At 67.3% G+C, this 21,652-nt stretch carries 20 protein-coding genes; 11 read left to right on the forward strand and 9 right to left on the reverse strand.

All coding sequences use genetic code 11. From position 1 onward, the window contains the following. Positions 1-66: 66 nt before the first annotated feature. The 5 genes from glmU to ACLJPD_RS05665 all read left to right on the forward strand — a co-directional run bounded on the left by glmU (position 67) and on the right by ACLJPD_RS05665 (position 4,377). Positions 67-1,557, forward strand: coding sequence for a bifunctional UDP-N-acetylglucosamine diphosphorylase/glucosamine-1-phosphate N-acetyltransferase GlmU (gene glmU / locus ACLJPD_RS05645; protein WP_410870656.1), 1,491 nt, complete (start codon positions 67-69; stop codon positions 1,555-1,557). Beyond that, positions 1,554-2,534, forward strand: a complete 981-nt coding sequence (locus ACLJPD_RS05650; RefSeq protein WP_410870657.1) for a ribose-phosphate pyrophosphokinase — start codon at positions 1,554-1,556, stop codon at positions 2,532-2,534. The genes glmU and ACLJPD_RS05650 overlap by 4 nt, the downstream gene beginning before the upstream one ends. 216 nt (positions 2,535-2,750) lie before the next feature. Further along, complete coding sequence (locus ACLJPD_RS05655; protein WP_410870658.1) at positions 2,751-3,350, forward strand: hypothetical protein; 600 nt, start codon at positions 2,751-2,753, stop codon at positions 3,348-3,350. After that, complete coding sequence (locus ACLJPD_RS05660) at positions 3,351-4,016, forward strand: DUF2461 domain-containing protein (protein ID WP_410870659.1); 666 nt, start codon at positions 3,351-3,353, stop codon at positions 4,014-4,016. A 55-nt stretch (positions 4,017-4,071) separates the two neighbouring features. Then, positions 4,072-4,377, forward strand: a complete 306-nt coding sequence (locus ACLJPD_RS05665) for a hypothetical protein (RefSeq protein ID WP_410870660.1) — start codon at positions 4,072-4,074, stop codon at positions 4,375-4,377. A gap of 24 nt (positions 4,378-4,401) precedes the next feature. Here ACLJPD_RS05665 and egtD read toward each other — a convergent pair whose 3' ends face one another. From egtD to egtA, 4 genes are all read right to left on the reverse strand, one after another. Further along, complete coding sequence (gene egtD / locus ACLJPD_RS05670) at positions 4,402-5,373, reverse strand: L-histidine N(alpha)-methyltransferase (protein WP_410870661.1); 972 nt, start codon at positions 5,371-5,373, stop codon at positions 4,402-4,404. Next, positions 5,370-6,245: a class II glutamine amidotransferase gene (locus ACLJPD_RS05675; RefSeq protein ID WP_410870662.1), complete on the reverse strand. Its 876-nt coding sequence runs from the start codon at positions 6,243-6,245 to the stop codon at positions 5,370-5,372. The genes egtD and ACLJPD_RS05675 overlap by 4 nt, the downstream gene beginning before the upstream one ends. Then, positions 6,245-7,579 (reverse strand): ergothioneine biosynthesis protein EgtB, encoded by a 1,335-nt coding sequence (egtB, locus tag ACLJPD_RS05680; protein ID WP_410870663.1) that lies wholly within the window; start codon positions 7,577-7,579, stop codon positions 6,245-6,247. The genes ACLJPD_RS05675 and egtB overlap by 1 nt, the downstream gene beginning before the upstream one ends. Positions 7,580-7,661: 82 nt before the next feature. Beyond that, entirely contained in the window at positions 7,662-8,945 is a 1,284-nt protein-coding gene (egtA, locus tag ACLJPD_RS05685; RefSeq protein ID WP_410870664.1) for an ergothioneine biosynthesis glutamate--cysteine ligase EgtA, read from the reverse strand. Positions 8,946-9,067: 122 nt separating this feature from the next. Between egtA and ACLJPD_RS05690 the strand changes: the two genes are divergently transcribed. From ACLJPD_RS05690 to ACLJPD_RS05700, 3 genes are all read left to right on the forward strand, one after another. After that, positions 9,068-10,246: an aminotransferase class V-fold PLP-dependent enzyme gene (locus tag ACLJPD_RS05690; protein ID WP_410870665.1), complete on the forward strand. Its 1,179-nt coding sequence runs from the start codon at positions 9,068-9,070 to the stop codon at positions 10,244-10,246. 24 nt (positions 10,247-10,270) lie between these two features. Further along, positions 10,271-10,588: a lysophospholipid acyltransferase family protein gene (locus ACLJPD_RS05695; protein WP_410871937.1), complete on the forward strand. Its 318-nt coding sequence runs from the start codon at positions 10,271-10,273 to the stop codon at positions 10,586-10,588. 116 nt (positions 10,589-10,704) lie between these two features. Next, positions 10,705-12,348 (forward strand): fatty acyl-AMP ligase, encoded by a 1,644-nt coding sequence (locus tag ACLJPD_RS05700; RefSeq protein WP_410870666.1) that lies wholly within the window; start codon positions 10,705-10,707, stop codon positions 12,346-12,348. Positions 12,349-12,390: 42 nt separating this feature from the next. Here ACLJPD_RS05700 and pth read toward each other — a convergent pair whose 3' ends face one another. Together pth and ACLJPD_RS05710 are read right to left on the reverse strand one after the other, a co-directional pair. Beyond that, a complete protein-coding gene (gene pth, locus ACLJPD_RS05705) occupies positions 12,391-12,969 on the reverse strand; it encodes an aminoacyl-tRNA hydrolase (RefSeq protein ID WP_266293272.1) in 579 nt (192 codons plus the stop codon). Between the two features lie 21 nt (positions 12,970-12,990). Then, on the reverse strand, positions 12,991-13,614 hold the full coding sequence (locus ACLJPD_RS05710; RefSeq protein ID WP_410870667.1) for a 50S ribosomal protein L25/general stress protein Ctc: 624 nt from the start codon (positions 13,612-13,614) through the stop codon (positions 12,991-12,993). Between the two features lie 276 nt (positions 13,615-13,890). On the opposite strand from ACLJPD_RS05710, the gene ACLJPD_RS05715 reads away from it, so the two are divergent. Next, entirely contained in the window at positions 13,891-15,531 is a 1,641-nt protein-coding gene (locus ACLJPD_RS05715; RefSeq protein WP_410870668.1) for a peptide chain release factor 3, read from the forward strand. 21 nt (positions 15,532-15,552) lie between these two features. Here the strand turns inward: ACLJPD_RS05715 and ACLJPD_RS05720 are convergent, their stop codons facing one another. Then, positions 15,553-16,110 carry a nuclear transport factor 2 family protein gene (locus ACLJPD_RS05720; RefSeq protein WP_410871938.1) on the reverse strand — a complete coding sequence of 186 codons (558 nt, stop codon included), beginning with the start codon at positions 16,108-16,110 and terminating at the stop codon, positions 15,553-15,555. A 249-nt stretch (positions 16,111-16,359) separates the two neighbouring features. After that, a complete protein-coding gene (locus ACLJPD_RS05725; RefSeq protein WP_410870669.1) occupies positions 16,360-17,232 on the reverse strand; it encodes an Abi-alpha family protein in 873 nt (290 codons plus the stop codon). A 403-nt stretch (positions 17,233-17,635) separates the two neighbouring features. On the opposite strand from ACLJPD_RS05725, the gene ACLJPD_RS05730 reads away from it, so the two are divergent. Both ACLJPD_RS05730 and ACLJPD_RS05735 read left to right on the forward strand, forming a co-directional pair. After that, positions 17,636-18,850, forward strand: coding sequence for a hypothetical protein (locus ACLJPD_RS05730; protein WP_410870670.1), 1,215 nt, complete (start codon positions 17,636-17,638; stop codon positions 18,848-18,850). Then, positions 18,841-19,680, forward strand: a complete 840-nt coding sequence (locus tag ACLJPD_RS05735) for an Abi-alpha family protein (protein WP_410870671.1) — start codon at positions 18,841-18,843, stop codon at positions 19,678-19,680. The genes ACLJPD_RS05730 and ACLJPD_RS05735 overlap by 10 nt, the downstream gene beginning before the upstream one ends. Here the strand turns inward: ACLJPD_RS05735 and ACLJPD_RS05740 are convergent. Further along, positions 19,677-21,467 carry an ABC-F family ATP-binding cassette domain-containing protein gene (locus tag ACLJPD_RS05740; RefSeq protein ID WP_410870672.1) on the reverse strand — a complete coding sequence of 597 codons (1,791 nt, stop codon included), beginning with the start codon at positions 21,465-21,467 and terminating at the stop codon, positions 19,677-19,679. The genes ACLJPD_RS05735 and ACLJPD_RS05740 overlap by 4 nt on opposite strands. Positions 21,468-21,652: the final 185 nt, after the last annotated feature.

A 21,652-nucleotide genomic window follows, 5' to 3' on the forward strand; every position in this document is an offset into this window, starting at 1 on the left:
TCGGCCCGCACCATCTACCGACCGAACCCGCCACAGCACTCGCTGACAGGCAGCCGAGGGAGATCCATGCCACCGCAGACCGCCGTCGTCGTTCTCGCAGCAGGTGCTGGGACGCGAATGCGGTCGAAGACTCCGAAAGTGCTGCACCCGTTGGCAGGCCGGTCGATGCTCTCGCACGCGCTGCACGCCGCCGACGAGATCGATCCGACCCACCTGATCACCGTTGTCGGGCACGACCGCGAGAAGGTCGGAGCCGCCGTCGCGGACGTGGGCTCCGAACTCGGCCGCGAGATCGTGTGCGCGGTGCAGGAGCAGCAGCTCGGAACCGGTCACGCGGTGCAGTGCGCACTGGGTTCGATCCCGGCGGACTTCGACGGCGACCTCCTCGTCACCTCGGCCGATGTGCCGTTGCTCGACGGGCACACCCTTTCCGCGCTGCTCGACGAGCACCGCAGCTACGCCCACCGGCCCGCCGTGACGGTCCTGACCTTCGTGCCCGACGACGCCAACGGCTACGGCCGGATCGTGCGCGACGACGACGGCCAGATCGCCGAGATCGTGGAGCACGCCGACGCGACTCCCACCCAGGCCAAGATCAAAGAGGTCAACTCCGGCGTCTACGCGTTCGACGCGTCGGTGCTGCGGACCATGATCGGGCGGCTGTCCACCGCCAACGCCCAGCACGAGCTCTACCTCACCGACGTGCTGCGACTGGCCCGCGAGGCTGGCCATCCCGTGCACGGCGCACGACTGGTCGACTCCAACAAGGTCACCGGCGTGAACGACCGGGTGCAGCTGTCCCAGGCGGGCGCCACCCTCAATCGCTACATTCTCGAACGCCACATGCGCGCGGGCGTCACCATCGTCGACCCGACGACCACCTGGGTCGACGCGAGCGTGCGGATCGGGCGCGACGCGGTGCTCCGCCCCGGCACCCAGCTCTTCGGCGAGACCCAGATCGGTGAGGACGCCGAGATCGGGCCGGACACCACACTCACCGATGTGCTCGTCGGCGAGGGCGCGAGCGTGATCCGCACCCACGGCGAGCGTGCCGAGATCGGCGACGGCGCCACCATCGGGCCGTTCAGTTATCTGCGGCCGGGCACCGTCGTCGGCAAGGAAGGCAAGCTCGGCGCGTTCGTCGAGACCAAGAACGCCTCGATCGGCGCGCACTCGAAAGTGCCGCACCTCACCTACGTCGGCGACGCGACCATCGGCGAGCACAGCAACATCGGCGCTTCCAGTGTTTTTGTGAACTACGACGGGGTGAACAAGCACCACACTGTGGTCGGTTCCCATGTGCGCACAGGTAGCGACACGATGTTCATCGCACCGGTCACCGTGGGTGACGGGGCGTATACGGGTGCGGGTACTGTACTGCGCAGAAGCGTTCCACCGGGTGCACTTGCTGTGTCGGGTGGGCCACAGCGCACTATTGAAAACTGGGTGCAGCGCTACCGTCCAGGAACCGCTGCGGCGCGCGCGGCGGCGGAAGCCATCGCGGCAGACGAGACGTCTTCGAAGACAATCGAGCAAAAGGATGGCAACCAGCAGTGACCGCGTTCTCGATCGACAATCAGAAGAACATGATGCTCTTCGCCGGCCGGTCACATCCTGAGCTGGCCGAGCAGGTCGCCAAGGAACTCGATGTCGACATCACCCCGCAGACCGCGCAGGACTTCGCCAACGGCGAGATCTTCGTCCGGTTCGAGGAATCGGTCCGTGGCTCCGACGCCTTCGTGCTGCAGAGCTTCCCCGCGCCGCTCAACCAGTGGCTGATGGAACAGCTCATCATGATCGACGCGCTCAAGCGCGGTTCGGCCAAGCGGATCACCGCGGTGCTGCCGTTCTACCCGTACGCGCGTCAGGACAAGAAGCACCGCGGCCGCGAGCCGATCTCCGCTCGCCTGGTCGCCGACCTGCTGAAGACCGCTGGTGCCGACCGCATCATCAGCGTCGACCTACACACCGACCAGATCCAGGGCTTCTTCGACGGCCCCGTCGATCACATGCACGCGCTGGTGCAGCTCTCGGATTACATCCGCACCAACTACCCGACGGACAACCTCGCGGTCGTCTCCCCCGACGCGGGCCGTGTGAAGGTCGCCGAGAAGTGGGCCGACGCGCTCGGTGGTACGCCGCTGTCGTTCATCCACAAGACCCGCGACCCGCTGGTGCCCAACCAGGTGAAGTCCAACCGCGTCGTCGGTGACGTCGAAGGCCGCACCTGCGTGCTGATCGACGACATGATCGACACCGGCGGCACCATCGCCGGTGCGGTGAAGGTGCTCAAGGAAGCGGGCGCGGGCGACGTGATCATCGCGGCCACCCACGGTGTGCTCAGCGATCCGGCCGCCGAGCGGCTGGCCAACTGTGGTGCCAAGGAAGTCGTCATCACCAATACGCTGCCGATCAGCGAGGACAAGAAGTTCCCGACGCTGACGGTGCTGTCGATCGCGCCGCTGCTGGCTCGCACGATTCGCGAGGTCTTCGAAAACGGCTCGGTAACCGGCCTCTTCAACGGCAACGCCTAGCTGTTCCGCCTCTCCGGGTCTTTTGGCCAGACTTAGGTGCGGGGGAGTTGGGGACGCGGCAAGACTTCGGAGGTGGGGAGGTAGCCCGTTCCCGGTGAGTTACCCATGTTCTCTCGAGATCAGTTGGGGCTTGTGCTGGTGCTTGTCTTTTCGGGCGTGGCGCGTCGGCTGGTCTTGGGGCATGGTGGTCCTGTAGGTCGGGACGGGAGGGGGAACATGGATACCGAACCAGAACGGCCGGTCGAGTTGGGGAAGGGGCGGGTGCAGGACGCGCCTGATTCGTCGTCGGGTGGGGAGGCTTGGGGTGGGATCGCGAAGGCGGTGCCCGCCGAGGGTGCGGTGTCCTATCCGGCGCCGCCTGTGACGCGGCCTTGGGGTGAGGTTGCTCATTCCGGTCCGGCTGTCGAGTTGCCGCCGTATCCGGCGCCGCCGCCGGTTTATCCCGTTCCTGGTTATCCCGCCGCTGGTTATCCCGTTTCCGGTAATCCTGCGCCGGGGTATCCCGTGCCGGTTCGGCCACCGTACGGTGCTGCGCCCTATCAGCCGTATCCGCCGCCGCCCGGCTATGGATACAGGGACAACACGCCGGTGTGGTCGATCTTCAGTTTTTGTTGCGCCGCCGGTTCGGTTTTCGGTGGGTTGGCGTTGTGTGGGTTGCCAGTGCTCGTCACCGCGCCGGCGGGGATCGTGCTCGGGGTGGTCGGGCATGCCAAGGGCGAGGAGATGGGCAAGTGGGCGGCGATCGTCAACGGGGCGATCGCGGCGCTGGCCGCGATCCTCGTCATCGTGTTCGTGGCGCTGATCGGCGGCATCTGAATGGACGCTTTCACCGGATTCCCGCTCGCCGGACTCGACTTCTACGAAGACCTCGAGGCCGATAATTCGAAGGCCTTCTGGAACGCGCACAAACATATCTACGACGAGGCCGTGCGCGCCCCGATGATCGCGCTCACCGCCGAGCTCGCGGCGGAATTCGGACAGGCCAAAATCTTTCGGCCCTACCGTGATGTCCGCTTCTCCGCCGACAAGTTGCCCTACAAAACGCATCAAGGTGCGGTGGCGGGCGTATCACCGGGCGTCGGCTGGTACGTGCAGATCGGCGCGGCGGGACTGTTCATCGCGGGCGGTTGCTTCCGGCCCTCACCCACGGCATTGGCTGTCGTGCGGGCCACGATCGACGACGACGTGCGCGGCGCCGAACTCGAAAAGATTCTGGCCGCGACAGCGGCAGCCGGCTTCACCCTCGGCGGCGACAAGCTCAAGACCAAGCCGAAGGGTTACGCCATCGACCATCCCCGCATCGACCTGCTGCGCCACAAGTCGCTCACCGTGCACCGCGACTTCGGCGCCCCGGACTGGCTCACCACCCCGGCCGCCGCGACCGAGATCCGCCGCGCCTGGAACGACCTGCGCCCGCTCGTCGAATGGTTCGCCGCCGTGCTGGAGGGCGTACCGGAGGACACGAGCGGCCGACGCCCGTAGTCCGTGCGAGCGTGGCTCGTGACGCACGGCCATCGACAGGTCGATACTGGAAACCATGAGCCGTGAACCGTTGGACATGGACATGGGCGACGACGATCAAGCCGACGACATCGTCGAGTACGAGCGCTACGTCGAAGACCCACCCGCCGACCACGTGATCCGCAACCACGAAGCCGAGGCCGACGGCTTCCTCGGCATCAACGAGGAAGTCGCCGCGGAACGGACGGAGCGCAGCGCCCGCCACGAGGCGATGGAAGAAGACGAACGCCCCGCCGAGGAAAGCGCGATGGGAGTGCGCGACGACGACAGCATCGACGGCGACCTCTTCGACGATGACGCCGTCAACGGCGAGGACCTGTAGATCGTCGACGGTTGTCGGCCCTGGTCAGCGGCGTTCGGCCAGGGTCAGGATGAAGCGGTGGTCGGAGTCGGTCCAGGTGTGGGTGGGGGTGAAGCCTGCTTTGTCGAGTTCGGCGGACAGAGATTCGGGGCGGAACTTGGCGGAGATCTCGGTGCGCATTTCTTCGCCTGCGGTGAAGTCGACGGTGAGGTCGAGGGCTTCGATGGTGGCGGTCATCGCTTCGGTGGCTCGCAGGCGCATTTCGATCCACTCGTTTTCGGGGTCCCAGTGGGCGACGTGATCGAATTTTTCGGGGGCGAAGTCCGCGTCGAGGCGGTGGTTGAGGACGTGCAGGACGTTGCGGTTGAATTCGGCGGTGACGCCCGCGGCGTCGTCGTAGGCGGGGACCATGATCGCGGGGTCGATGACCAGGCCGGCGCCGAGCAGCAGTAGTTCGCCGGGCTCGAGCACCTCGTTGATGCCTGCCAGGAATTCGGCGCGTTCGGCGGGGACCAGGTTGCCGATGGTGCCGCCGAGGAAGGCGATCATGCGGCGGCCGCCGCGGGGCAGGTTGTGCAGGGTGTCGGTGAAGTCGCTGACCACTCCGTGCACGGACAGATTGGGGTACTCGGCCGCGATCTCGTCGGCCGCACCGCGCAGTGCCGATGCCGAGACATCCTGCGGTACATAGGTTTTCAGTGATCCTTCGGCAGTCAGCGCATCCAGCAGCAGGCGGGTCTTGGCGGCCGAGCCCGAACCGAGCTCCACCAGCACCTCCGCGTGGGCGGCCGCGGCGATCTCGCCGACGACCCGCTCGAGCAGGGCCCGTTCGGTGCGGGTCGGATAGTACTCCGGGAGTTCGGTGATCCGCTCGAAGAGTTCGCTGCCGCGTGCGTCGTAGAACCACTTGGGTGGCAAGGACTTCGGGTCGGCGGTGAGGCCGACGCGGGCGTCGGTACGCAAGGCCGTGGTGAGATCGTCGTCGGTGAGGTGGATGTCCAGCAGCGGCGCGGTCATGAACGGACCCTTTCGGTGGCGGGGAGTTCCAGGGCGGTGATGGTGCAGTGGCCGGGCGTGGCGGCGACCAGCTGGTGATCGTCGACGGATTGCCAGCGCGGGTCGGCGTCATAGGGTTCGGAGCACAGCACGGTGTAGTCGTCGGCGACCAGCACCGACAGCGCGTGCCAGCAGGTGGTGGCCCACAGTTGGATTCCGTTGCCGAGCAACAAGTTCAAGCGGGTACCGGGTTGGTGCCGCAGCACCGCCGCGACCAGAAGTTGCAGGGCATCGTCCGGCGAGGTGACCGGACCCGCAGGGGCGATCGCCCTGAGTAGGCCTCGCAGCAGCACCCACAGTGCGGCGGAATCGGTGAGCGATTCTGCCTGCAACAACACGGCAGGGGAATCGAACAACATCGCGGAGCTGGGCGATTCATCGAGATCCCGCGAGGCAGTGGCGAAGACTTCGTTCAGATCGGCGAGGACGGCGACGAGGGTGGTTCGCCAGTCGGGGATGACGCCGTTGTGGCTGAACGCCCAGTGTTCGTCGGTGAAGGGGGCGCAGGCGGAGCGCTCTACCGGCATGCCGACCGTGGCCGAGCGGACGGCGGCGATCACCGAACGGGATTCGAGTTGGCCGAGTACCTCGGCGACGGCGGGGTCGGTCCAGATCGGGGCGTGATTGCGGTAGCGGGTTACCGCGTCGCGGGCGCCTTCCACGCCGACATCGGCGCGGCGCCACCAGGCGACGCCGAAGCCGTCGGCGTTGATGGTGCCGCCCGCGCGCATGTCGGTCGGCACCCAGGACTGCGCGTAGAGCGAGTGTGGGCCGCGCACGACCAGCTCGCCGACCCCCACCGGTGGGCCGACGTAACCGAGGTGTCTGCACATCAGAGTTCGTCCTCACGCAGGTCTCTGGCGAGGCGGAACCCGGCGAAGATCTGGCGGCGGATCGGGTGGTCCCAGTTGCGGAAAGTGGCGCGGCAGGCGACCTCGTCGGTGCCGAACGAGCCGCCACGCAGGATGCGGTAGTCGCCGCCGAAAAACACCTCCGAGTACTCGCGATAGGGGAACGCGCGGAAGCCGGGGTAGGCCTCGAAACCCGATGAGCACCATTCCCAGACGTCGCCGATGAGTTGATGCACGCCCGTGGCCGATGCGCCGGCCGGGTAGGCGCCGACATCGGCGGGCTCCAGATGCTGCTGACCCAGGTTGGCCAGGCGTGCGTCCGGTTCGTCCTCGCCCCACGGATACCGCCGGGACGCACCGGTTTCCGGGTCGAAGCGGGCCGCCTTCTCCCATTCGGCCTCCGTCGGCAGCCTCTTTCCGGCCCAGCGCGCGAAGGCCTCGGCTTCGAACCAGCACACGTGCACTACCGGTTGGTCGAGGCGCAGGCGGGTGCGGACGCCGAAGGCCATGCGTGTCCATCCGTCGCCGTCGCGCTCCCAGAACTGCGGCGCGACCAAGCCCGCCTCCTGCCGATGCGCCCAGCCGCGCTCGGACCACAGCTCGGGACGGTCGTAGCCGCCGTCATCGATGAACGCAAGGAACTGCCCGTTGGTCACCGGCGCGGCAGCGATCGCGAAACCGTCGACATGCACCGGGTGGGCCGGTTGTTCATTGTCCAGCGCCCACGGATCCGCCGAGGTGCCCATCAAGAATTCGCCTGCCGGGACAACGACTTCGCCGCCGACCGGCACCTGCGCGGCAGGCGCGGGCGGGGCCGACAGCACCGGCGCGCCGATCCGCAATTGGTGGGTGGCGAGCATCGTCTCGTCGTGCTGCTGCTCGTGCTGGGCGATCATGCCGAAGACAAACCCGTTCTCCACCAGCGGAGTACCGGCCAGGTCACTGGAATCGAGGACATCGAGGACCTTTTCGCGGACCGAGCCGACGTAACCGCGCGCCTGCTCCGGATCCAACAGCGGCAGCCCCGGACGATTGGCCCTGGCGTGCTTGAACGCGTCGTAGATTTCATCGATATCGGCACGCACCGCATCGCGCCCACCGACATCGCGCACCAGCCACAGCTCTTCCTGGTTCCCGATATGTGCCAGATCCCAGACCAGCGGCGACATCAGCGGCGAATGCTGCGCGACGAGATCGGCCTCGTCCACGCTGTCGGTGAGCGTGGCGGTGCGGCGGCGTGCACGCGACAGGACCTCGGCGATCCGGGCGCGCGTGCGGTCGCGATGACTGTGGTCGGCGGGGACAGAAAGACTCACGAGAGCTCCGAAACAGACTGGTCGACAACGACTTCGGACAGACGGAAAGCGGCTTGCCAACGACGGACGATCCGCCGTGAGGTCATCGCGACGAGCCGTTGCGCGAGGAGTCGATTTCGGCGAGCGGGCTGCGACCGGACCGACAACGGCGGGCTGATGCTGCCAATTCCGCAGCTGCCTCGGGGGTTCGCGCATGGGCGGCGGCCAGGTCGAACACGTCCACGGCCGCACGGCGCAATTGCGGGTCGAGCAATCCGCATCGGGCGGACGTCAACCACTCCCCCGCGGTGGGCGCGGCGAGGGCAGTCGCCTCGGCGAGGACGGCCGGGGTCGACAGCAGGGCATCGAACAGGTGGATCGGGGTGGTCCACGCTTCGCCGGGTTGGGTGTCGAGGTAGCGGACCTCGAGGTGACCGGACGCTCGGACCGGGGGGAACAGCGTGGTCAGGTGATAGTCCAGGTCGGTGCGGGTGGGGCGGCGGCCGACTTCGTCGTCGAGGGCGCCGGACAGCCAGTCGGCGAAGGTGGCGCCGGGAGGTGGGGACCAGTCGGCGTTTTCATCGGCGCAGCGCACGCACAGCAGTGGCACGTCGAGGGCCCAGTGCGCGTAGGAGGTGATCGGATCGGCCCAGTCGGACACCGGGGGTCTGGCGCGGGAGGGGTCGAGGCGCAACCAGGTACGCATGCGCTGGGAAGCCCAGTCGCCCCGCGGGACGCCGTGCAGGCGCGGTGAGCAGGCGAAGGCGGCGATCAGGGTGGGGCCGAGCACATATAGGGCGGTCCAGCGGGCTCGTACCTCGGCGGGATCGGCGCCCGCGTCCACGCTGACCTGCGTGGCGGCGGTATTGCACATCATCAGCGTGCCGAAGGGCCCGACGCCGTCGAAACGACGTTCCATCGCCGCGTAGCGGGGCAACCGGAGCAGTCGCTCGGCGGGACGGCCCGCATCGGCGGCGGCGGCGAAGATGCTGATCTCTTGTGCGGCGAGCAGGTCCCGCAAACGGGCCGCGTCAGCGCGCAGATGCTGCGTCAGCGCTGCCGGATCGGCGAACGGTGCGCTGGAAAGTTCGATCTGACCACCGGGTTCGAGGGTGACCATGCTCCCGCCCGGCAAGGGAACCGCGGCCGAGGCCGGGGCGATGGAGGTCGGTGCATGCGGCCCGAGAGCCGCTGCCAACTGGTCGAGCGAGGGGCGGGAACCGGTGGGCCCGGCGGTGAGCCACTCCAGTTCGGCGCCGATCAGCGCAGGTGGTCCAAGCTTGAAACACACGCCGCCGACGTAGGCCTCCGCAGCCGCCCTGGACGACATTTCGCCCTGGTCGGGGGCGTAATCGGGCCACGATGAGCGTTCTAGAGTGACCGCCATATCAACCTCCACGTGCTGTGCGCTGCCGGGGAACCTGCGTTTCGCTCATTCCAGAGTAGCGAGGACCACCGACAGAGAAAGTGTCGAAAAGGGGAACGCCTCGGGGCGCTATCGTCGTCACCATGCTTGACCTCGCCGCGATCAGAACCGCCACCTCAGGACTTTCCACCGGTCAGGTCTTCCTCGACAGCGCCGGATCGTCACTGCCGCCGCAGGTCGTCATCGACACAATGATCGCCCACCTACACCGCGAAGCCGAGATCGGTGGTTACCGTGCGGCTAACGAGCGCATCGACGACCTCGCCAAGGTGAAATCCTCGATCGCCACCCTGATCGGCACCACCGCCGACACCATCGCTCTCAGCGACAGCGCGTCCCGGTCATGGGCCGATTTCGCCTATTCGGTCCCACTGGGTCCCGGTGACCGGATCCTGATCTCCGGCGCTGACTACGCCAGCAACGCGATCGCCGCGCTACAGCGGGCCAAGCACACGGGCGCGGTGGTCGAGCGCATTCCCAGCGACGACACCGGACGCCTCGACACCGACGCACTGGCCGACATGCTCGACGAGCGCGTGCGGCTGGTCTCGCTCCAGCACGCACCGACCAACGGCGGCCTCGTGAACCCGGTCGCCGAGGCCACCGGAATCGCCCACGAAGCCGGCGCGCTGGTGCTGCTCGACGCCTGCCAGTCGACCGGTCAGCTGCCCATCGACGTCACCGCACTCGGGGTCGACGCCATGTCGAGCACCGGCCGCAAATGGTTGCGCGGGCCACGCGGCACCGGATTCCTCTACGTCCGTTCCGAATTGGCACAGACGATGGAACCGGCCCGTCTCGACCTGCACAGCGCCGCGTGGGTGAGCCCCGGCGAATACCGCCTCGCCGACGGCGCCGCCCGTTTCGAATTCTGGGAATGCGGTGTCGCCGCTCGCCTCGGCCTCGGCGCCGCCGTCGACTACCTGCTCGATCAGGGACCCGACGAGGTCTACGCGGCCGTCGCCACCCGAGCCGAGTACCTGCGCAAAACCCTGCCCGAGCTGCCCGGCGTGACCGTGCGCGACCTGGGCACCGAACACAGCGGCATCGTCTCGTTCACCGCCGACGGCCACGACCCAGAACAGCTGCGCGACCGGCTCGCCGAGCACGCGATCACCGTCACCGTGAGCCACGCGGGCTCCACCCTGCTCGACATGTCCGAGCGGACCCTGCCCGCCGTGCTGCGCGCCTCCCCGCACTACTTCGTGAGCCCGGACGATCTCGATCGCTTCGTCGCGACGCTGGCCGACCTCACCCGCTGAGCCCCGTGAGGCGGTGGCTGGGCAATTCACCCCGAGGGCACACGGGCACGGGATGGCAGGGTCTATCGTGGTCGCACCGGGGCGCTGCGCGTTGCCATGGCCACCGGGGCGCCGGTGGTGCCCGTGGTCATGGACGGTACCGATCGCATGAACCTTCGCGGTCGGAAACTGTTGCGTTTCACCAAGGTGCGCATCATGGTCCACCCAGCACGGCACTTTCCCGCAGCAGATCATCACGCCCAGGTCAGAACGGCAACAGATTTGCTGATGCGGGGAATTACCACGCTATCGGGTAGACCATACGTAGACCGCTACGCAGCTAGCTTCGCTGTCAAGGGCTGATCAGCAGGGGTGCTGGAGTTGTCAGCCTGGGTTAACACGCGCGGGGCGGGGCGGGATTTCTGTAGGGAGTGCACAGCACGGCCGTAACCGATCGTTGGCGTAAAGGGAGACCGACGTTGAGCAGGTTCACCGACGAAATGTTTGGCACAGCATTGACCAGCTCGAAGGGGCTGGTCACCGGAGAGCCGGAGGCGCCGCTGCGGCAGACCTGGGGGGAGATTCATCGGCAGGCGCGACGGATGGCGGGTGGCCTGGCGGCCGCCGGGATCGGGCACGGCGACGCTGTCGGCGTGCTGGCCGGCCTGCCCGTCGACATCGCGCCTGCCTGCCAGGGCATCTGGATGCGTGGCGCGTCGATCACGATGCTGCATCAGCCGACGCCGCGCACCGACCTCGAGGTCTGGGTGCGCGACACCGAAACGGTGCTGCGGATGATCGACGCGAGGGCCGTCGTCCTCGGGGCGCCGTTCGCCGCCGCCGAACCGGTGCTGCGGGAACGCGGGATCACCGTGGTGCGCATCGACGACCTGCACAATGGCGCGGACGCCGATCCGGTGCCGACCACAGAGGACGATATCGCGTTGCAGCAGTTGACCTCCGGGTCGACCGGATCGCCCAAGGCGGTGCGAATAACCCACGGCAACTTCTACGTCAACGCGTACGCCATGTTCAACCGGGTCAAGTTCCAGACCGACGACGACGTGATGATCAGCTGGCTGCCGCTGTTCCACGACATGGGCATGGTCGGCTTCCTCAGTGTGCCCATGCAGTTCGGCGCCGAAGTGGTGTGCGTGACGCCGCTGGACTTCCTGGCCAGGCCGCTGCTGTGGGCCGAGCTGATCGACAAATATCGCGGAACCGTCACCGCTGCACCGAATTTCGCGTACTCCCTGCTGGCGCGGCGACTGCGCCAGGCCGAGCCGGCCACGTTGGACCTGTCGAGCGTGCGCTACATGTGGAACGGCGCCGAACCGGTCGACCCCGACACCATGACGGCGCTGGCTGCCGCGGGAGAGCAGTTCGGGCTCAATCCGATGGCGCTCACGCCGGTCTACGGCATGGCCGAAACCACCCTGGCCGTGTCGATCCCGGACCCCGGCCACGGACAGGTGCTCGACGTGATCGACGCCGACCTGCTCGAAGCCGTCGGCAAGGCGGTGCCGATCGCCGAGGACGGCCACCACGGCACCCCGCGCAGGCTGCCGACGCTGGGCTATCTGGTCGACGATCTGGAGGGCCGCGTCGTCGACGACGAACGTCAGCCGCTGCCCGTTCGCTCGGTCGGTGTCATCGAATTGCGCGGTCCCGCGGTCACTTCGGGCTATGTCACCGTCGACGGCTTCCGCCCCGCCCAGGACGCCGACGGCTGGCTCGACACCGGCGACATCGGCTACTTCACCGACGCGGGCCTGATGGTGGTGTGCGGGCGTATGAAGGACGTCATCATCATGGGCGGCCGCAATATCTACCCCACCGATATCGAACGGGCCGCCCTGCGTGTCGGCGGAGTCCGCCCCGGCAACGCGGTGGCGGTGCGCCTGGACGCGGGTGAGAAGCGCGAAAGCTTCGCGGTGGTAGTCGAATCCAACGACTACCAGGACCCCGACGAGGTCAAACGCATCGAAAAGGAGATCGTCCACGAGGTCTTCGCCGAGGTGGGTTCGCGCCCCCGCACCGTGGCGGTCCTCGGCCCCGGCGCCCTCCCGAAGACCTCCTCGGGCAAACTCCGCCGCTCCGCTACCGCGGTGCACCTGCGCTGAGAACGCACTCGGCGCGCCAAGTGCCCTGGCGCGCCGAGTGTCTCAGTGCAGGTTGTTCTGGGCCGCTTCCAGCCCGACTTTCAACAGCAGCTCCACCGCATCGGCGGCCTGCTCCACGATCACCGGCACCTCTTTGCGCTCCGGCGCGGCGAAGGGCTTGAGCACGTAGTCGGCCGGATCCTGTCGACCGGGTGGACGTCCGATCCCGATCCTGGTCCGCAGGTACTCCTTGGTGGTCAACGCCTGCGAAATCGACCGCAGCCCGTTGTGTCCACCCTCGCCACCGCCCTGCTTGAGCTTCAGGGTGCCGAACGGCAGATCAAGCTCGTCGTGAACCACGATCACCTGATCCACCGGGACCGAGAAGAACTTGGCCAGCGCGGCGACCGGCCGACCGGACAGGTTCATGTAGGTGCGCGGCTTCGCGATGAGGATCTGACGGCCGTCCAGACGCGCCTGCAGCAGGTCGGCGCCGGATTTCTTGTGCACGGCAAAACGGCCGCCGACGCGCTCGGCGAGCACATCGGCGACCAGGAAGCCCACATTGTGGCGGGTGCGCTCGTACTCGGGGCCGGGGTTACCCAGTCCGACTACGAGCGCAGGCCCGGAAGATTCGGTCACAGGCCGAACCGTAGCGCAGTACTACTCGGACTCGGCAGCGGTCTCCGTGGTCGCGGCGTCGGCGTCGGCCTCGGCGCCCTCGTCGTCCATCTGCGAGGCGGACGGCGCTTCGATCACGTTGACGATCAGCGCATCCGGGTCACCGGCCAGGGTGACGCCCTCGGGCAGCGCGATGGTGCCCGCCAGGATCTGGGTGCCGGGCGCGATGCCGTCGACCGAGACCTCGATGGTCTCGGGCAGGTTCATCGCGTCGGCCTCGATCGACAGGGTGTTGAGTTCCTGGGTGATCAGGGCGCCGGAGGTGGCCTCGCCGACGACCACGACGTTGACGTCGGTGGTGACGCGCTCGCCACGCTTGACGATCAGCAGGTCGGCGTGCTCGATGTAGCGACGGATCGGGTGGACGACGACCGACTTGGTCATCGCCAGCTGCGGCTGGCCGTCGATCTGCAGGTTCAGGATGGCGTTGGTGCCGTGCAGACGCAGGATCGCGGCGAACGCCTTGGCGTTCAGCGACAGGTGCTGCGGCTCGGCGTGGTGGCCGTACAGCACGGCGGGCACGTTGCCGTCGCGACGGGTACGGCGTGCGGCGCCCTTACCGAATTCGGTGCGGACGGCGGCTTCGATCAGATTGGCGTCGGACATACGAATGCGCTCCTACGGCTGGTCATGGGTGACCCAACTCCGGGGTCAAGGTCTACTCGTCGGACGAAGAACGAACGAGGACGGCCCAAACAACTCAGCCGAGCCGCGTCGATCACGGTGTGCGCACCAAACGGGCACTCACCCTCGCCGAGACAACTCGCCAATGGTAGCGCACCCGCATCGCCGGGAAAAATCAGGGCCGATACCCCGACGACCTGGCGATAGGCCCGCCCACTACGCTGGATAGGTTGCCGCCCACTGCGAAAGGTCCGTCCGTTGACCGAGTCCGGAGAAGTCGTCGCCACCACCCCACGCGGGCTGCCCGCCGAGGTGGCCCGTCGGCGCACGTTCGCCGTGATCTCGCACCCCGACGCGGGCAAGTCGACGCTGACCGAAGCACTCGCTCTGCACGCTCGGATGATTTCGGAAGCGGGCGCGATCCACGGTAAGGCCGGTCGCAAGTCGACCGTGTCGGACTGGATGGAGATGGAGAAGGCGCGCGGCATCTCGGTGAGCTCGACCGCGTTGCAGTTCAACTACCGGGCCGCCGGGTCCGATGTCGACAATGTGATCAACCTGGTCGACACCCCCGGCCACTCCGATTTCTCCGAGGACACCTACCGCGTACTCACCGCCGTCGACGCCGCGGTGATGCTGATCGACGCGGCCAAGGGCCTCGAACCGCAGACGCTGAAGCTGTTCCAGGTCTGTCGCCACCGCGGCATACCGGTGATCACCGTGATCAACAAGTGGGACCGGCCGGGCCAAGCGCCGCTGGAATTGCTCGACGAGATAAGCGAGCGGATCGGCCTTACGCCCACTCCCCTGTTCCTGCCGGTCGGCATCGCGGGCGATTTCCGCGGTCTGCTGCGCCGCGGGCCCGAGGGCGAGGCGGCCGAGTACATCCACTTCACCCGCACCGCCGGTGGCGCGACCATCGCACCCGAGGAATACCTCACCGCCGACGAGGCGCAAGCGCGCGAAGGCGAGGAGTGGACGACCGCGGCCGAGGAGAGCGAACTGCTCTCGGCGACCGGCCAGGACCACGATCAGGAAATGTTTCTGGCAGGCCAGACCTCACCGGTCATCTACGCCTCCGCCATGCTGAACTTCGGTGTCCGCCAACTGCTCGAGACGCTGGTGGAACTGGCGCCCGCGCCCGGCTCCCGCGAGGATGTGACGGGCAAGGAGCGCACGACCGGTGACCCGTTCAGCGCGGTGGTGTTCAAGGTGCAGGCCGGGATGGACACCGCCCACCGCGACCGGCTGGCGTTCATGCGGATCGTGTCCGGCGAATTCGAACGCGGCATGGTGGTGACCCACGCGCAGACCGGTCGCCCGTTCGCCACCAAATACGCGCTGACGGTCTTCGGCCGCGAGCGCACCACGGTCGACACCGCCTACCCCGGCGACGTGGTCGGCCTGGTCAACGCCAACGCGCTCGCACCCGGCCACACGCTGTTCGTCGACAAGAAGGTGGAATACCCGCCGATCCCGAGCTTCGCCCCAGAACATTTCGCGACGCTGCGCGCGCAGAGCGCGGGCAAGTACAAGCAGTTCCGCAAGGCCATCGACCAGCTCGATTCCGAGGGCGTGGTGCAGGTGCTGCGCAACGACGCGCGCGGTGACGCCACGCCGGTGCTCGCCGCGGTCGGTCCGATGCAGTTCGAGGTGGTCACCGCGCGGATGCAGGGCGAGTTCAACGTCGAGACCCAGCTGGACTTCCTGCCCTTCACCCTGGCCCGGCGCACCGACGCGGAGTCGGCGCCCGAGCTCGATCGCCAGCGTGGGGTCGAGGTGTTCACCCGTACCGACGGTGCGATTCTGGCGCTGTTCAGCGACAAGTGGCGGCTGCAGTACATCGAGAAGGAACACCCGAAACTCACGCTGGAACCGCTGGTCGCGACCGCGGATTGAGAACGGGGCTGTCTGGGTCGGCTAGGCGGCCGGTCCGGGGTTGCGCTCCACCGGCGAGATGTGGTTCTCCTGGGCGATCATGCCCCAGCGGCTCGCGGTGAGCCGCAGGCTCGGGAGATCGCTGAGCGAGAGCACCACCTCGTAGGTGCGCTCGTACCCGGTGTGCGAAATGCGCCAGTGCCCGTCGTCGCAGCGCACATAGCTGTCGGTGTAGAAGGCGGCGCCACGCAGGCACATGTTGTGTTCGGGGATGATCACCGTGTCGGCCAGGTACCAGGTGCCGGTGGCGGTGTCACCGTCGACGTCGACCTCGGGATGGTCGCAGCGGTGCTCGGTGATCACGTGCGGTCCGAGGGTGTTGCGCAGGAAGGCCAGGAACGCCTCGCGCGACTCGAACTGCAGGTATTCGCTGTAGGTGGCGGTCGCCTCGGGGACCAAGGTGTCGGCGAACTCATCCCAGGACTTGGTGTCGAGGCTGCGCAGGTAGCGGTATTTCAGCCTGCTGATCGCGATGAGGTCGTCGGGGTGATCCGGCGGGCGCTCGATCGGTGTCGGCTGTTCGTCGTCATCCGACGGCATTGATGCCATCCATGCCTCCCCCGAGTCCGACCCGGCGACCAACGGCGCATCGTCACCGGGCAGCAACGGCGCCGGGCCGACCCACGCGGACGCGACAGGTTCGTCGACGTGCACGTTCGGAGTTTCCGGACCCTGCTCCATCTCTCCACGATCCCACCAGAAACGGCTCGCCGCCCGTTCTGTATCAGATCGCTATCACTGCCGACACCGGAGTGTGACCTCCGGCGCCGGCGCCCCCGGCTGTCTGGGCTACCCGATGGTGAAGCAGGTACGGCAGAAATCCTCACCGAATTCTGAGAGGCGAAGGCTCTTGCGCACGATCTTGGGCGCGCGGCCCGCCTTCTTCAGCGCCTGCTCGACGACGGGCTGCACTTCCAGCACCATGTACCGGCTCAGCACGACCGGATCGTCGGAGGTGAGCGTGAGGCCGAGGCGATTGAGGTTGATCAGATAGGACCGCGCGCGGTCCGGGTAGCGCACGCCTGCCTGTTCGGGGACCGAGGTCAGGTCGCCCTGCACCAGCTCCGAGCCGATGCCGAGCGGGCGGTTGGTGCGCACGTCGACCGAGGGTTGCGGACCGTTGAGGGCCATGAACCGCAGGATGCGGGCCTCGTCGGGGGCGACCTCGTCGAGAATGCGGTCGTAGGCCGGGTGCACGTCTTCGGTGAAGTACACATCCGCCGAACGGGCGAGCAGCGCGTCGCCACGTCGGCGCAGGTCATCGGTGGTGGCCGACTGCAGGTACGGGCCGACGGTGACGGCCTGCTGGTTCGTCCCGTTCGGCGTCGGTACATAGCTGACGATCTCGCGCACCGACCCCTCGGTGACGCCGAGTGCGCTGCGCGCGATGGAGCGAAGGGCGTTGCCGGTGCGCTCGGCGATATCGGCGGAGGATTCGCCGTCGAGCGCCGCCTGGGCGAGTTCCTTGGTGACCTCATAGGTGGTGCCGACCGCCCACTGGCTGCCACGCACCGCGGTACCGGCGGCCAATCCGGCGGCTCGGAAAACGCCACGGATCAAACGTGCCTCATTACTGATCTGTCGCTGCTCGACATCCGAGCTGCGCTCGACGGCGCGGGTACCGGCACGGGCCAGGTCCTGTCCGGTCCTGTCGTCTGTCACGTCCTACTCCGAAGTCTCGCCATGTGAACAGTACTGCCACTATCGCGCGTCCCCTCTGCACGATATTTGTGGCCTGTCACGAAAGGTGGTGGTGGTCATTGTGTCCGACTCGCCAAGGGGAGTACGGCATTCGGGACAGGTTCTGTGACTGATGTCTCAGACACTACCCTGTGGTCTGACACACGACGAATGGACCCAGTTCCCTGACTCACAGTAGGGTCACCTCGCCGCGGGGGTGATAAATTTTGGTTCTCGGTGAGGCGGTGGTCACCGGGTATCGGCAGGAGGGCGTGGCGTGTTGGAAAGTGTGTTCGGGTTACACCCGACACTCCTGCTAGAAATTCTGACTATTCCTCTTTTCACAGGAATTATCGGTTACATAACCAACTGGACCGGCATTCTCATGCTGTTCCAGCCGATCAAATTCCATGGTTTCCGACTGCCCGGTCTGCGCGCGGTCTTCCCCTACCTGCCCAAGCGGATCCAGGTCCTGCCGCTGCTCAGCTATGACGGCCGGATCGGCTGGCAGGGCATCGTGCCCTCACGCGCCGACAAGATGGCCAGTATCGCGGTCGACAAGGGCCTGTCCAAACTGGGCAGTGTCGCCGACTTCTATCGCGAGCTCGACCCGGAGAAGCTGGCCGAACACCTGGCCGAGGTGGCCGACACCCAGATCCGCGACATCGTCGAGGTGATCCTGCGCCGCGAACACCCGCAGCTCTGGTACAACCTGCCCAATGGGGTCAGGGAGATGATCCATCAGCGGGTGCGCTCGCAACTGCCCGAGATCCTGCGCGACCTCACCATCGAACTCGGCGCCAATATCGACCAACTGCTCGATGTGAAGCAGATGGTGATCCGCTACTTCCAGGCCCGCCCGCAATTGCTCAACCAGCTGTTCCAGGTGCTCGGCGCCAAGGAGCTGCGGTTCATGCAGAATTTCGGCGCCTACTTCGGCGCGCCCTGCGGATTGCTGCTGGTCCTGGTGCTGCACACCACCGGGCTCTCGCCGCTGGTCGTGCTGCCCGTCGGCGGCATCATCATCGGCTGGGTGGTGAACTGGGTTGGCCTGAATATGATCTTCGCGCCCGCCACGCCGAAGTGGTGGTGCCCGTGGCGGCAGGGTCTGCTGATCAAGCGTCAGCCCGAAATCACCGCCGGCTACGCGGCATTGGTGTCCACCGAGGTCGTCACGGTGGCCAACATCGGCGACGAGCTGCTCAACGGCCCGCGCTCGGACCGCACCCTGCAGATGCTCGAGGACACCCTGCGCCCGGCCGCCGACCGGGCGCTCGGACCCGCGCGGCCCGCAGTGAAATTCATGCTCGGCAGCCGCGAATACGACACGCTGCAAACAACTCTCACCGCGCAGGCGATGACGATCGCGCCGATGGCGTTCGCCGATCCCGCCTTCAATGTCCAGCAGGGCAGGCAGGTCAACGAGTACATCGCACGGCAAATGTCCGCGCTTTCCCCCCATGACTTCGTGGACATGCTGCGCGCGGCGATCAAACAGGACGAATGGCTACTTTTCGTCCATGGCGGCGCGCTGGGGCTGATCGCCGGATACGCTCATATCCTGGTCTTCGGAACAGGAGTAGCGACGACATGGATGTAGACGACGGGACTCCGTCCACCGACATGGTGCGACGATCGGTGCCGCCGCTCGACAAGCGTGGTGGCCTGCTGCCCGTCTCACCGGCGCGCACGGTGCGGGCGGCCACCGGTGTGGCCCGGGTGGCGTTCACCGCCGCCTCCGGCATGACCCTGTGGACGCTGGACACCGCACTCGGGGTGACCGTCACGGTGCTGCGCGGCAGCATGGCGGGCACCCCACCCAACGAGGTGCTCGCCGAAGCGGAAACCGAAGTGCGCGACCGGCTTCGGCACGCGCTCGGTCTGCCGACGGGCACCGAACACCACCGCGACGACGGCGCACCGACCCTGCGCGAACAGGGCGCGGAACTGCTTCGCCTGTCCGCCAGCACCCACTCCGCACAGCCCGACACGCATCCGGCCTACCCCGGCATCCTCGCCGAGATCACGCCCGACGAGGCCCGGATCCTGCGGTTTCTGCACATCGACGGGGCGCAGCCGTCCATCGACGTGCGCACCGGTCGCCAGCGCGCGTTCGGCGGTGAGCGGCTGATCAGCGGGCTGACGATGCTGGGCGAGCACGCGGGCCTGCGATTTCCGAACCGGGTGCCGCAATACCTGCCCAACCTGCGCAGGCTGGGACTCATCGAAACGACCCGCGACCCTGTCGGCAACCCGCACCGCTACCAGGTCATCGAGGCGCAGGAGCAGGTACGGGAGGCGTTGAAGCGCCCCGGTTTCGGCACGAAGGTGACCTACCGCAGCATCCTGCTCACCGAATTCGGCGCCGATTTCGTCCAGACCTGTTTGCCGGTCGTCATCGGCGGCGACGGCCGCGAAACCGCGACCTAGCTCTCGCCGAGCTCAGCCAATTCCATCCAACGCTCTTCCGCTGCTTCCTTTTCGGCGACGACTTCCTTCAACTCGGACCCGAGCTTGACCAGCTTGTCCGGGTCTGTCGCGGCGTCGGCCAGCGCCTTGTGCAGTTTCTGTTCGCGCTCGTCGAATTTGGCGATGCTGCGTTCGACCTTCGACAGTTCCTTGCGGGCGGCGCGGCGGTCGGACGAATCCGTCGAGGTGCCACCGGTTTTCGCGGTGAGCGGCTTGACGTTGCCTGCCATGGTGGCGCGCTTGGCGAGGTAGGAGTCGATGCCGCCGGGCAGGTTGGTGAGTTTGCCGTCGCCGAACAGGGCCCAGGTGGAGTCGCAGATGCGCTCGACCAGGTAGCGGTCGTGGCTGATGACCACCAGCGTGCCCGCCCAGTTGTCGAGCAGGTCCTCCAGTTGCTGCAGGGTGTCGATATCGAGGTCGTTGGTCGGCTCGTCGAGCAGCAGGACGTTCGGCTCGGCCATGAGAATGCGGGTGAGCTGCAGGCGACGGCGTTCGCCACCGGAGAGGTCGCCGACCGGGGTGCGCTGGCGGGCCGGGGTGAACCCGAGCCGTTCGGCGAGCTGGCCTGCCGAGATCTCCTTGTCGCCGAGCATGATTCGCTGCGCTACCTGCTGCACGGCCTCGAGCACTCGCATATCGGTGGGCAGATCGTCGAGTTCCTGACGCAGCCAACCGATCTGCACGGTCTGGCCCTGGATCCGTTTGCCCTTGGCGGGCTCGGTCTCCCCGGCCAGCGCGCGCAACAGGGTGGTCTTGCCCGACCCGTTCACGCCGACCAGACCGACCCGCTCGCCCGGCGCGAGCCGCCAGGTGAGGTCGTCGACCAGCACCCGGCCGTCGGGGGTGGCGAGTGCGGCGTCCTCGAGTTCGATCACCACGCGGCCGAGGCGCTTGCGCGCGAAAGCGGCCAGCGAGACCGAGTCGCGCGGCGCGGGCACATCCGCGATCAGCGCCTCGGCGGCCTCGACGCGGTAGCGCGGCTTGGAGGTGCGAGCCTTGGCGCCGCGGCGCAGCCAGGCCAGTTCCTTGCGGGCCAGGTTCTGGCGGCGCGATTCCGAGGCGTCGGACTGACGGGCGCGCTCGGCGCGGGCGAAGATCCAGTCGCCGTAGCCGCCCTCGTAGACCTCCACCTTGCCGCCGACGACCTCCCAGGTGCGGTTGGCGACGGTGTCGAGGAACCAACGATCGTGGGTGACGACGACGAGTGCGGTGCGCCGGGCGACCAGGTGTTCGGCCAGCCACTGCACACCCTCGATGTCGAGGTGGTTGGTCGGCTCGTCGAGGACCAGCAGGTCGAGGTCGCGCACCAAGGCCGCCGCCAGCGCGACGCGGCGGCGCTCGCCACCGGAGAGATTGGTGACCAGGGTGTCGAGGCCGAGATCGGCGATGCCGATGCCCTCGAGGATCGAACGAACGCGCGAATCGGCGGCCCACTGGTGGTCGGCGATATCCACGGTCGACAGGTCGTCGGACAGCCCGGCGAACACGATCGAACCGATGCTCGCGCCCTCGGGCAGCACGCCACGCTGGGTGACCACGGCCATCCGCAGCCCACCGACCCGGCTCACCCGGCCGTTGTCCGGCGGCTCCAGTCCGGTCATGACCTCGAGCAGCGTGGTTTTACCGCCACCGTTGAGGCCGACCACCCCGATCCGCTCCCCCGCGTGAATTCCGAGGGAGACGTCATCCAGCAACGGCTTGACGCCGAAGCTCTTGGAGACCTGTTCGAGGTTGATCAGGTTGGACATAGGTATAGCCTGTTCCGCCTCCCCGCGACTTTGGGCCAGACTCAGGCGCGGGGAGGCGTGCGTCGGCGGCCTACGTTGGATTGCTGGATCAGTTGGCCCGTCCCCGGCGAGTTACCCATGTCCATACGAAATCTGTTGATTTCGATCATAGAGGATTGGCCCCTGACTGCTCCGCGCGCGCCGTT

The sequence above is a fragment of the Nocardia sp. A7 genome, assembly GCF_046549215.1.
Classification (GTDB): Bacteria; Actinomycetota; Actinomycetes; order Mycobacteriales; family Mycobacteriaceae; genus Nocardia.

Bases quoted from the DNA above. Each gene is read 5' to 3' on its own strand.
- glmU (WP_410870656.1), top strand. From the start codon at position 67: ATGCCACCGCAGACCGCCGTCGTCGTTCTCGCAGCAGGTGCTGGGACG.
- ACLJPD_RS05655 (WP_410870658.1), top strand. From the start codon at position 2,751: ATGGATACCGAACCAGAACGGCCGGTCGAGTTGGGGAAGGGGCGGGTG.
- ACLJPD_RS05660 (WP_410870659.1), top strand. From the start codon at position 3,351: ATGGACGCTTTCACCGGATTCCCGCTCGCCGGACTCGACTTCTACGAA.
- ACLJPD_RS05665 (WP_410870660.1), top strand. From the start codon at position 4,072: ATGAGCCGTGAACCGTTGGACATGGACATGGGCGACGACGATCAAGCC.
- egtD (WP_410870661.1), bottom strand. From the start codon at position 5,373: ATGACCGCGCCGCTGCTGGACATCCACCTCACCGACGACGATCTCACC.
- ACLJPD_RS05675 (WP_410870662.1), bottom strand. From the start codon at position 6,245: ATGTGCAGACACCTCGGTTACGTCGGCCCACCGGTGGGGGTCGGCGAG.
- egtA (WP_410870664.1), bottom strand. From the start codon at position 8,945: ATGGCGGTCACTCTAGAACGCTCATCGTGGCCCGATTACGCCCCCGAC.
- ACLJPD_RS05690 (WP_410870665.1), top strand. From the start codon at position 9,068: ATGCTTGACCTCGCCGCGATCAGAACCGCCACCTCAGGACTTTCCACC.
- ACLJPD_RS05710 (WP_410870667.1), bottom strand. From the start codon at position 13,614: ATGTCCGACGCCAATCTGATCGAAGCCGCCGTCCGCACCGAATTCGGT.
- ACLJPD_RS05720 (WP_410871938.1), bottom strand. From the start codon at position 16,110: ATGCCGTCGGATGACGACGAACAGCCGACACCGATCGAGCGCCCGCCG.
- ACLJPD_RS05730 (WP_410870670.1), top strand. From the start codon at position 17,636: ATGCTGTTCCAGCCGATCAAATTCCATGGTTTCCGACTGCCCGGTCTG.
- ACLJPD_RS05735 (WP_410870671.1), top strand. From the start codon at position 18,841: ATGGATGTAGACGACGGGACTCCGTCCACCGACATGGTGCGACGATCG.
- ACLJPD_RS05740 (WP_410870672.1), bottom strand. From the start codon at position 21,467: ATGTCCAACCTGATCAACCTCGAACAGGTCTCCAAGAGCTTCGGCGTC.